This window comes from Streptomyces sp. H27-H1 (assembly GCF_026627445.1).
Lineage (GTDB): Bacteria > Actinomycetota > Actinomycetes > Streptomycetales > Streptomycetaceae > Streptomyces.
Genome location: NZ_JAPNLJ010000096.1, coordinates 1 through 10,328, shown reverse-complemented (window position 1 = coordinate 10,328; position 10,328 = coordinate 1). Strand labels below are relative to the sequence as shown.

Here is a 10,328-nt window from a genome sequence, read left to right as displayed (position 1 = left end):
CACAGCGCGGCAGGAGCGGCTCCAGCCGCCCCCACTCCGCATTCGTCAGATCCCCTCGACCAACCACGCCAACCAGCCTGGCCTCACAAGCATGATCACGTCAGGAGATCCAGGAAACAGAACCTAGGACGCGCTTCGCGTTTTCGGCGAGCCAGGCCCGGACGGCTTTGCTGCGGCGGACCGGGTGCCGGTCGGCGATCACGTGGGCCTTGCTGCCGGCGTGCCGGGCGAGGCGGGAGGTACTTTCGGCCGGAAGCGTGCCCGCTGGCGTGTGTGACGGGTGCGTTTGCGCTGGTGAGAGGCGTGGGCTGGCCTAGGCCAAGCCGAAGGTTCAGGGGCGGTCGGGGATAGGCCGGGGGCAGTGAGCTGCCCAAACGAGCGTTCGGTCTGGGGTGTGTCTGGTTCCGGTGCCCGTGGGGTGCGCGTGGGGTGCGGCTGTGCGATGTTGCGTGGCGCAGTCAGCTCATCACCTCCCTGCTGAAGGAGAGTTCTACCGTGCGTCGTCGTATGAAATACCTTCCGATCCTCGCCGCGGCTGTGGCGGCGTGTGTGACCGCTGCCGTCGGCTCCACCGCAGCGCAGGCGCAGCCCGCTGGACTGTATGCCCCTTCCGCTCTGGTCCTCTCGATCGGAGCCGGAGATAGCGCCGAGGTGGCGACCGTCGAGCGTGCGGTAACCCTCTCCTGCTCTCCCCGCCCGTCCGGGACGCACCCGGCCCCCCGGGCGGCATGCTCCCAGCTGAGGGGCACGGATGCCGCGTTCGAGGAACTGGTGCGGCCAGCGGCCAGGGAGCAGTGCTCGGTGGAGTGGGCGCCGGTGACAGTGACCGCGGACGGCGTCTGGCAGGGCAGACGCCTCTCCTGGCAGCACACCTTCACCAACGCCTGCCACCTGCACGCCTCCACGACAGGCGCGGTCTTCTCCTTCTGAACCCGCGCCCGCCCGTACGCGGCGAGCCAGCCGGTATCCCGCGGCCCACCCTGGCGAAGGGCCGCGGGATACCGGCCGGACAACCGGCCAGCGTCCGGCCCGGGAAGTCCGCCACCAACGGCGGCGAAGACCCATGTCCAGTACGTGTTGACCGCGATCGCGGTCAACATCGAGCGCCTGGGCGAGCAGGACCCCCAGACCTCCGGCTGCCGTCCACCGCCGCCCACGGCGTTCCAGCAGTACCTCGACGCCCACCGGCTACCGCGGCCCCTGTGGTGGCGCCAAGGCAAATGACCTTGGAACCGCCAAGATCCCCGACTGTGAGGATCAGGGAGGTACCCCTCGGGGGTCTGACCCGATCCCCGATTGACGCTTCGGCTGTCCTCACTCTGAATCGTCGACCTTCCGAGCGGTGCCGTTGCGCGTACCGGCTGGCGATCATGACCTCATAGGAGTCAGCCGTTCACCTAGGATGACGCCTCGCGGGCGTGAAAATCGGTACGGGCGCTGTCTGCCGACGCCGATCGATGTTTGGGCTGTGAGCCCGTATAGGAGTCTGGTGAGGGGGCCGTCCGAGGGGCCGCACACTGTCGCTTTGAGCACGCCGATCAGCCTTTCCGTTCCCCTCAGGCTCCCCGGGCAGCCCCCGCCCGCACCAGCGCAACAGAGGGGTACGTCATGGAGGAATTGAGAGAGGACCAGGACGACGGAACGGTCGCCAGGGTCGCGGCGATCCACATCGCGAAGGCATCCGGGATGGTCTGCCTGCGCGTCCCACACGACTCCATCGAGGGCCGGCGCATCCAGCAGGTCTGGAATGACGGGTGTCGGCGCCCCCTTTTTCGCGCGGATGTGTGAGCCATCCACGCAAGCCCTGGACCAGTCCAGTTGGCCGGCCGCGTTCAGCTCAGCGAGCAGAACCCGATGCAGCTGGTCGAAGACCCCCGCCTGCTGCCACCGTGCCAGCCGACGCCAGCAGGTCTGCCCGGAGCCGAACCCCAGCTCAGGGGGCAGGAGTTGCCACGCGATGTCGTTGCAGAGCACGTACAGGATGCCTTGCAGGCACAGTCGGTCAGCTACCGGCCGCGGCCCTGGTGACCTCGTCGGCCAGGGCGGCAGCAGCGGCTCGATCAGTCTCCACAAGTCGTCGTCCACGATCCACGGCCGAGTAGTCACACCACCACGAACGGCCGAATCGTCACACCGGTCACGGCTGAACCACAACATCTCATCAAGATCCTGTTACGAGCTCTTAGGAATAGCCCTTAAGAGAGTTTTCCAAATCGGTCACATTCAGGTTATTGAACGCACCTTCGTCACCTCGGAAGCCGGTGTCATTCTCCTGCAATGGCGGACAAGCAGGAGAATGCTGGAGACAGTATGAGTTCTTTATTCCCAGGTGCACGTAGAGCTGCACCTGGGGGCAATCTGTGGTGATTTCCTGTTTACATACAGCACATTCAGCTCCGGGAAACTCGGTTACTTCAAACTTCGATGGTTTCGAGCACGGGCAGCGCTTGATGACTGATTTTATCGTGAGTCCTAATTTTCTCAGTGACGCTTTCAGGCTAGGGTCACACCAAACCCTTTCCTTGTTTTGTTTGCTGTATTCCATATAGGGGCCTACAAGGAATTCCATGCTGCCGCGGTTAGCGATGTGGCCGTGCGCATCTGCGGCTATTCTGAACACAGAAGCGACGGTCCCATATTTCGCTAGTGCCCCTGTTGGAGTTGAGTTCCCGTTCAGCGCTTCGAGCGCTTCAGTAGCGGTGAGCTCACGGTTCTTCCACCGTTTGTAGACAGACTCAAGATATCTGTTGGCTGCGGCTACTATTTCCAGGTCGTCGCCCTTGTCATAGGCGGGTACAGTTGTCTTAGCTGCCTCGTTGTCGCCGCTGACGGCGAGACAGGCAAGTATCACAATTTCACCTTCATATTTACCTAGAATTCCCTCGCAATCATGCCACTCTAGCTGCCGGCAATGATCTACGCTCGTGCATAGTTTAGTTGAGTCGGTGAAAATTACATTTTTTGGGGTTGATTTTCCTGAGGGTCGCTCACCCACGACAATTACTCTCTCGGCGGAGGCATTGAGTGAATTGAGTGAGTCAATATCGGACTGGACTTCGGTAGGAGTGTGCATACCGAGGCGGTAGTTTCTGACCCGCTGCCCGGCGGCCGCCGCACCGTATGAAGCCACTGAAGCGCTCTGCAGAGATGCAAGCCCCGCTATGGCAGCCAGTTTTTTTCCTTCTTGAGCACCGAACCTGATGGTGGTCCCTTCCGGAACGAAGGTCTCCCCGTCTGCTGCCATGAAAGTTCCGTGGCCCACCAGGAACGATACGTCTTTAAGTCGCTGATTTAGGGGAATGGCATGGCGGGAGGATTCCCTCGTGAGCTGTTTTGCCGCTTCGTAGCCAACAGTGTGTCCCTCGTGCTCAATGTTCCATTTCTCCTCAAATATATTGAGGCTGTGTATGTGGACTTCAACTTCGGAATCCACAGCCTGCTCTGTTATCGCAGCATTTCCCAAAACGCCTTCGAGGAGAGTGTAGAGGTCGGAAGGGTCGATTCCGTCGCCGACTCCCAAGGTCACATCAGATGCCCCCGCGGGAGCGGTAGTAGCATTTAAAAGCCGGGCATCCGGGGCATAGGCGTCGTAGTTAGTGAAGGTTCCACCCGGCTCGCAGATGGCGGTGGTGGGCATACATTCGTCGTACGATTGAACGGTGAGTCTGTTCACGCCTGCCGGAAGAGAGCGGGAGTCAGCGCGACCCTCCACGTACCGCAGTGTTGCATAAATATGTATTGTAGTCATATTGCTCATATCCTTCCTTTTTGCTGGGGTCTTTAGCGGACCGGCGCCTTCTATGAAATTATGGTCTAGAATGTGTAGGGTAGGTAGGACCGCCCAGACAGGCAAAAAGGAACCGACCTTGGCGTGATGAGCGAATCTGCCGGGCAATCAAGCCTCGATCTTCCGTGAGTCCTCGACAGTTCGCTGTTGAGGACTTTCTGCTTGCCGGAGGGGGGAATCCCGGTGACTGGGCAGGCTGGTGGCCCGACTGTCGCGTCGGGTGCAGGGCTTCGGCAAAGTCGTGGGATGTCCGGTTCGTGATCACGCGAGGTCGAGGAGGACGAGTGGGCGTGGTGGGTCGCGGGCGTTGGGGCGGAGGCCGGCTGTGATGCTCGTGGCGCCGGACAGTTTGAGTGCGCCGATGGCCAGGTTGCGTCAGGTGGTCATCGCACGCGGGGCGTTGGCGGTCCGTGGTTGGGAGGCGTCCTCGGCAAAGGCCGTGTCGCGGACGTGGTGCAGGGCCGCCACCTTCCAGTGGTCCCTGACCAGCTTGGCCAGCTGGGCGGGGGCGGCCTGCCCGGCGGTCAGGCTGGTGACGGCGTCGACGGTCTTGATGGTGGTCTTGCCGGTCTTGCCGGTCTTGCGGTCGGTGCGACGGGGCGCTTGATCTGGAGCGCCTGGGTGGCTCCGGGGAAGAGGAGGTTGTTCACGGTGGCGTCCTTGATCCGGCGGATCGCGGACCGTCCGTGACCGGTGCCCTGCGTGCGGTCCTGGAGCGGGATGTCCTTCCAGGGCAGGGCTTTGAGCTGGTTGCGGAGCTTCTTCTGGTTGCCCTTGACGATCACGATGTAGTGGGCGCCGTGGCCGAGCAGGTAGTCGGCGTGCTCGCGCGGGGTGTGCAGCGCGTCGCTGGTGACTACGAGGCCGGCCAGGTCGGCGAGGGTCTCGAGCAGCGGCCGGAAGCAAGTGATCTCGCCGGCGTCGAGCTGAGCCAGGACCCATCCGGTGGTGTGGTCCAGGGCAGCGAGCAGGTGTCGTCTCCGCTGGTAGGAGACGTCTGGGCAGAAGTGGATCCGGCCGGACCCCGAGGTGTTCCAGCACGTGCGCCGCAGCCTCGGCGATCCACTCGCCGACCGCCAGGAGCGAGGTCACCCCGGCCAGCACGGCACACGCGGTGAGCCCGAGTACGACGGCCAGGCCGTGACGCACCCCACGCGGATCACGTGGTCCGGCACCTCGCCGAGCCGATCAAGCAGACCTGGGGAATCGGCGACGATACGTCGGCAGGCACGGTCTTCCACTCGGATCACGGGGCGTCGAGAACTCCATGATCTTGGAAGCCCGTGCCTGTCACGTGCTCGGGTGACCGCTGCGCTGGCGGATCGCCACGAATCGGACGCCCTGCGAATACGCCGAAACCCTGAGCCCTGGGCATACAGGATACGCAGGGGAACACCCTGGTGCGGACCTGTGCCCGGCAGGGCGCGAGCTCAAGAATAGAATTTCAGCACTTGATCGCGGTGATACTCCTGGAACTTAACTAAAAGCTGCTGGGCAAACTCGGTACTGTTTATATTTGCACAATAGCGCCAAACAACGGCTGCTAAGGGTTGTCCCGTAACTGCTGGTCACGGGTGAGATCATCTTGTTGTGGCTGGTGTGATCACGGCGTCGGAGCCGTCCTGGATAGCCCCGTTCACCGGGCTGAGCCCGCGCCAGTTCGGGAAGCTGGTGACCGTGTTGCGGCGCCAGGGTGCGGACGCTGTCCGCAAGGGCCGGCCCTGGAGCCTTCCGCTGGAGGACCGGGCCCTGCTGGTCGCGGCGTACTGGCGCACGAACCTGACGATGCGACAGCTCGCCCCGCTGTTCGGAGTCTCGAAGTCGGCGGCGGACCGGATCATCGACCACCTCGGGCCGATGCTCGCGCTCCAGCCCCGCAAGCGGTTCGCCAAGGACACCGTGCTCATCGTGGACGGCACCCTGGTCCCGACCCGGGACCACACGGTGGCCGCGCAGTCGAAGAACTACCGGTATTCCACCAACCACCAGGTCGTCATCGACGCCGACACCCGCCTGGTCGTCGTGGTCGGCCGACCGCTCACCGGGAACCGCAACGACTGCAAAGCATGGGAGGAATCCGGTGCCAAAGCCGCCGTCGGCCAGACACTCACCATCGCCGACGGCGGCTACCCCGGCACCGGACTCGTCATGCCCCACCGCCGCCGCAAGGGCGAAGAACTACCGGAGTGGAAGCAGACGCACAACAAGTCCCACAAGCAGGTCCGAGCCCGCGTCGAGCACGTCTTCGCCCGCATGAAGACCTGGAAGATCCTCCGCGACTGCCGCCTCAAAGGCGACGGAGCCCACCACGCCATGCTCGGCATCGCCCGCATGCACAACCTCGCCCTCGCCGGATAGGCGACCAGCCCGACCCGCGGCCGACCGAACCCCAAACGACTCAGAGATCATTTACGGGACAACCCTTAGTTCCTGTAATTCCATGGTCACCTTTTGAGATTCTTCCTCAGCACAACCAGCCGAGAGAAGCAATGCATCGGTGCTGGTCAGGGGCTTGGGCCCCGAGGCCCTGGAGCATCGATCTGATGGATGTTCAAATGACCTTCGTCCTCGCACCCACTGCTGACCTGCGCTGATGCCGACTGGGCCAAGCAGGACGACGGTGAGGCCGTTGGACCCGCCTCGACTTTGAATCAGCCCTGGGGCGAACAGGCCAGGGCGACCCTGAAGGGCTGGTGCCGTCGAGGGCCACAACAACAAGATCAAGATGCTGAAGCGCCAGATGTTCGGCCGCGCCAACTTCGACCTCCTACGCAAACGCGTCCTCCACGCCGTATGAGGCCGGACCTCGCGGCGGCCTGGACGGTCACCAGCTCGCCGCGGACGGCGATGGTGTCGAGTACGACGTCGTCGGCCTGGTGGAACCAGAGATCTTGGAGGAGCGCGTCAGTCACGAACACGGCCACTACGCAGATTCACCGACCACCGACAGGCCCTCTCGTAGCCCGGCTACGCCGGGTGCAAGCGCACCGGTCGGCGAGTCGCCCCCACCCGGTGATCCCCGCCATCTGCCGGGTGGTGCAGGGGCCTCAGCGGGATCCCAAAGCGTTGTGCAGCAGGTCGTAGGCGCGTTCTGCTCCCTGTACCGCCTTTGGGTAGCGGTCCGCGGCGGACTCGCCGCCTGCCAGGGATTGATGGTTCATGTTGGCGAGTTCACGTTCCAGCGCGATGACCTGGGTGGCGGTGAGGCGTGCGGTAAGGGCGTCGAAGCCCGCTGCCGCGAGCTCGTCGGCCAGTGAGTCGATCCCGCGGGCGGCGTAGTGGGTCAGTTTCGCGGCCAGGCTCTCGGTGCCAGTGACCAGCTGGTAGAAGGCCAGGCTCTCGGGACTGTCGTTCAGGCCGGTGTTCGCGTCGTGCTCCCGCCCTGCGTTCAGCAGTGCTTCTCTCAGTGCCTCCAGCGGCGGCTGGCCGAGCCGGCGGGTCTGTACGGTCCTGGCCACTTGGTCCTGGTGGTCGGCGAGCAGGTGGAGAACGAGATCTTCCTTCGTGGGGAAGTGCGTGAACAGGGTCCGCCTGGAGACTTCTGCTTCCTGCGCGATCTCGGTGACCGAGACCCCGTCGAATCCCGTACGGAGGAACAGCCGCAGCGCGGTGGCCGCGATCGCGGCGACTACAGCGCTGTGCCAACGCGTCCCGCATCCCCGGGGGGCCGTGGCGTGGCCCGCCAGGCGTGGACGGTTCAAATCCTGCCCCACCGCCCCGGCCACCCCGCAGCACGCCTGGTCCACGTCATCGGCTGCCAACCCGGCGCCACCCCAATCGATTCGGCCAAGCCCTCGACATACTCCAGCAACCCCGCACCGTCCCCTGCCGCGAATGCAACACCGCGTCCTCATTCACGCCAGCCGACTGAAGCACCTGTGCCCGCCGGGCATCCCCCACACCACAACCTGCAGCTCACTCTCAATCAGCGACGAGACGGAACGTCCAGCACGGCGGGATCACGGAGCTCCAGGAGTCAACTCCCTCATTCCCCCGGGATACCCGAGCGTCACCTCCTCCTGCTCAGCACGAGTACCGCGGCGAGCACCGCGGTGGGAGAACGTCACCACCGCGCTTCCTCACATCATGCGGGCACCGGGAGGGAGTGTCATGAATCATCAGGTGTGGGGCCGAGGTAAACCTTCGAATAATTCGGAATCGCCCTTTTAAGCTGTTTTTCCAGCGCTTGCACAGCATCCGCTTTCGCAGTGCGATTCACAGTGGCTCGGACTTTGTTATCGTCAGTACGCATGCGCATTACGAGTGTAAGAGAATCCTTAAAATGGTTGCTGAAATGACTCGCTAAATTAGGATCCTGATCGATGAGATTTGTATCGTAGATCAAGACAGTGCCATCATCAGAAACAATGCATTCAGCTTTCCCCCCGGAGGCATATATGCGCTGAATGGTTTTTGCGTTACCTTCCATTAGGGAATCCCAGTGAGGTCCGAGAGATTTCCAGGTATTAAAGCCGGGAACTCTTTCGGCGAGAAACTTCCATGCTTCAGGTTCGAGGTTTTCCAGAAGAGCGTTGCGGTCACTGTCATCAGACTGAATGAACTTAGAAATATATTCAATAGCAGCCTTCTTTGATTTCCTGAGAAATCCGGAACCATCAAAGCGTTTTTTGTCTGCGTCTACACTTGAAAGGTACATGACGTAATAGGCAATGTCCCCCTTTTCTTCAACCAGCCGATTAGCGCAATGCACGATAAGCTTATCTTTTGCTGTGGGATTGCCTAACAGTATCGCCTTCTTCTCGTCGGGTAAGCTGTCGAGCTTCTTGGCGAAAGCGCTGCCGCTACTCAGAAATGTAGCAATCACCCCCAAGTTACTCTTGACGTAAGTCATTGGCAGCTTTTCGCCGGGCGCACGCTTCGTGACCCGATTTTTCCTGCCATGGATACCTCTGCAACTCAAAAAATACAGGTTCTTCACATGCCCAAGTTGCCCCAGTACACCGTCACATTCATGGCGCGTCTTGAGCGCGGCACATTCAATGGGGGATGTACACAGCATTGTAGCGCCGCTTTGCAATGGATCCTGCCCGACGAAGTAGAGGGGGAGATCCTGTACGTTCGCTTGAACGATAACAGCGGTATCAAAGTCATCTATTTCAGGGCTCAGTAGATAATTTGGAACCGAATCGCCAGATGCATATGCCTGCTTCGACTTCGCCTTCTCGCCTTGCGCCAAGGCAAGGAGTGAAATGCTAGTGCTAAGATTCTCGCCGGCGTCGGAAAGGAAATGTAGGGTCATGCCTTCGGGAACCGAAACGGGTGAATGGCTCTCATCTAGGGTGCCATGGCCGGCAACAAATGCGATCTCTGCTGCGAGGAGCGAACATAAGCCCTCCAGGACGGTCGTATCATTCCGCGCCTGCAAGGTATCAGCGATGAACTGAGCGACAAGTATCTCTATGTTGGATGCGACGACATCTGGGTCCCAATTTTCAGAACCATCAATCATTCCGACAGCCTGCTGAATTGTTTCTTTCATCTCATCTTCAGAAAGGCTCTGAAAATCAAGACGGGAGACATCATAGTTCAGCCGGCAAGTGTAGTTTAGATAATCCACAAAAGCGGCTACGGCGAACGGGTTTCGCGCCAACTCGTCCAAGGATGAGGGAAGGGCAAGTTCCTTAGCGTATCGAATGTAGTTCTGCCAAGTTAGCTGCATTTACGTCAGTCCTTCCTTCGGTGATCCCGCCAGTCTGGCTTCGGATACCGCAAAAATGTGCAGGGTGGGTTAATTTTCGAATTTTCTTCCCACTGTGAAGTGGAAGGAAAATCTTTTCAGCATGCAGGCTGGTACTACAATTCCCACGAGTGTCGTCCCCCGGTGGAATCTTTACTGTCTGCTGCCGCATGAGAACGAGCTCCGTGTCCTAGAATAATCGCTTGGGAAACGTTGCATTTTTCTCTTTGAGGACGAATGGCCGATGGCGGGTCAGTCTGCCCCGCTGACGACGACAACAGGCTGCCCAAAGGGCACCGGCGAGGGTAGACATGCATGCCTTGCAGACTCAGCCTCGATTCGTCAGCGGGATTTGGCCGTTGTCACCAGCCGTCTCACCCTTCCCCCCCGAGGCGCCCAGAGCCCTGCACGGCTACCCCCCACCAGCAGAGCCCTCGGCATGAAACCAACCCACCCCAACACAACAGGCGCCACCCCCGCTCGAGTCATTGAGCATTTTCAGCGGTAGTTCTCCAGGGTGAGGATGGCTTTGGCTGCAGTGGTGAGCCAGGTCGGGCTGCAGCGCGCTTTGCGGAAGATCCGCCAGGTCTTGAGACGGGCCAGGCCTCGCTCGACGGGGTAGCGCAAGCGGGCGTGGGCGGCCTTGTTCAACGACTTCTGGCGAGGGCTGAGTTCTTGGCCGGGGCGGCGCCGTCGGCCGGTGGCGAAGGTGCCGTCGGCTCCGAGGTAGGCCAGATCAGCCAGGGCCGGGATGCCCAAGCGGCGGCACGTGGCGATGATGCGGTGTCTGCGGGCCGCGGTGAGATCGTGGGCGGCCGGGCAGCACCCCGGAGATCCACAGGA

8 protein-coding genes and 4 pseudogenes are annotated in these 10,328 nt (G+C 61.5%); 5 read left to right on the top strand and 7 right to left on the bottom strand.

Translation table 11 applies throughout. The annotated features are described in order from the left end of the window. The first annotated feature begins 507 nt into the window (after positions 1-507). The 3 genes from OTB20_RS41135 (at position 508) to OTB20_RS41125 (ending at position 1,788) form a co-directional block, all read left to right on the top strand. A complete protein-coding gene (locus OTB20_RS41135; protein WP_267825030.1) occupies positions 508-930 on the top strand; it encodes a subtilase-type protease inhibitor in 423 nt (140 codons plus the stop codon). Between the two features lie 144 nt (positions 931-1,074). Continuing rightward, complete coding sequence (locus OTB20_RS41130) at positions 1,075-1,224, top strand: hypothetical protein (protein ID WP_267825029.1); 150 nt, start codon at positions 1,075-1,077, stop codon at positions 1,222-1,224. 384 nt (positions 1,225-1,608) lie between these two features. Then, positions 1,609-1,788, top strand: coding sequence for a hypothetical protein (locus tag OTB20_RS41125; protein ID WP_267825032.1), 180 nt, complete (start codon positions 1,609-1,611; stop codon positions 1,786-1,788). Here OTB20_RS41125 and OTB20_RS41120 read toward each other — a convergent pair. The 4 genes and pseudogenes from OTB20_RS41120 to OTB20_RS41105 all read right to left on the bottom strand — a co-directional run. Continuing rightward, a pseudogene (locus tag OTB20_RS41120) lies at positions 1,753-2,088 on the bottom strand (transposase); the annotation flags it as partial. The gene OTB20_RS41125 and the pseudogene OTB20_RS41120 overlap by 36 nt on opposite strands. A 94-nt stretch (positions 2,089-2,182) precedes the next feature. Further along, on the bottom strand, positions 2,183-3,637 hold the full coding sequence (locus tag OTB20_RS41115) for a putative adhesin (RefSeq protein WP_267825028.1): 1,455 nt from the start codon (positions 3,635-3,637) through the stop codon (positions 2,183-2,185). A 674-nt stretch (positions 3,638-4,311) separates the two neighbouring features. Then, complete coding sequence (locus OTB20_RS41110) at positions 4,312-4,722, bottom strand: transposase (protein ID WP_267825031.1); 411 nt, start codon at positions 4,720-4,722, stop codon at positions 4,312-4,314. Between the two features lie 127 nt (positions 4,723-4,849). Then, positions 4,850-4,936, bottom strand: a pseudogene (locus OTB20_RS41105) (hypothetical protein); the annotation flags it as partial. A gap of 441 nt (positions 4,937-5,377) precedes the next feature. Between OTB20_RS41105 and OTB20_RS41100 the strand changes: the two are divergent. Both OTB20_RS41100 and OTB20_RS41095 read left to right on the top strand, forming a co-directional pair. Next, a complete protein-coding gene (locus OTB20_RS41100; protein ID WP_267825027.1) occupies positions 5,378-6,145 on the top strand; it encodes a transposase in 768 nt (255 codons plus the stop codon). A 334-nt stretch (positions 6,146-6,479) separates the two neighbouring features. After that, positions 6,480-6,584: pseudogene (locus OTB20_RS41095) on the top strand (transposase); the annotation flags it as partial. Positions 6,585-6,834: 250 nt separating this feature from the next. Here OTB20_RS41095 and OTB20_RS41090 read toward each other — a convergent pair. The 3 genes and pseudogenes from OTB20_RS41090 to OTB20_RS41080 all read right to left on the bottom strand — a co-directional run. Then, the gene (locus tag OTB20_RS41090; protein WP_267825026.1) at positions 6,835-7,488 is read right to left on the bottom strand and encodes a TetR/AcrR family transcriptional regulator; all 654 of its coding nucleotides are present in this window, start codon (positions 7,486-7,488) and stop codon (positions 6,835-6,837) included. A gap of 407 nt (positions 7,489-7,895) precedes the next feature. Then, a complete protein-coding gene (locus tag OTB20_RS41085) occupies positions 7,896-9,467 on the bottom strand; it encodes a putative adhesin (RefSeq protein ID WP_267825025.1) in 1,572 nt (523 codons plus the stop codon). 516 nt (positions 9,468-9,983) lie between these two features. Continuing rightward, positions 9,984-10,328: pseudogene (locus OTB20_RS41080) on the bottom strand (transposase family protein); the annotation flags it as partial.

Coding starts and splice junctions, on each gene's coding strand:
- OTB20_RS41135 (WP_267825030.1), top strand. CDS start 508: ATGAAATACCTTCCGATCCTCGCCGCGGCTGTGGCGGCGTGTGTGACC.
- OTB20_RS41125 (WP_267825032.1), top strand. CDS start 1,609: ATGGAGGAATTGAGAGAGGACCAGGACGACGGAACGGTCGCCAGGGTC.
- OTB20_RS41115 (WP_267825028.1), bottom strand. CDS start 3,637: ATGCCCACCACCGCCATCTGCGAGCCGGGTGGAACCTTCACTAACTAC.
- OTB20_RS41085 (WP_267825025.1), bottom strand. CDS start 9,467: ATGCAGCTAACTTGGCAGAACTACATTCGATACGCTAAGGAACTTGCC.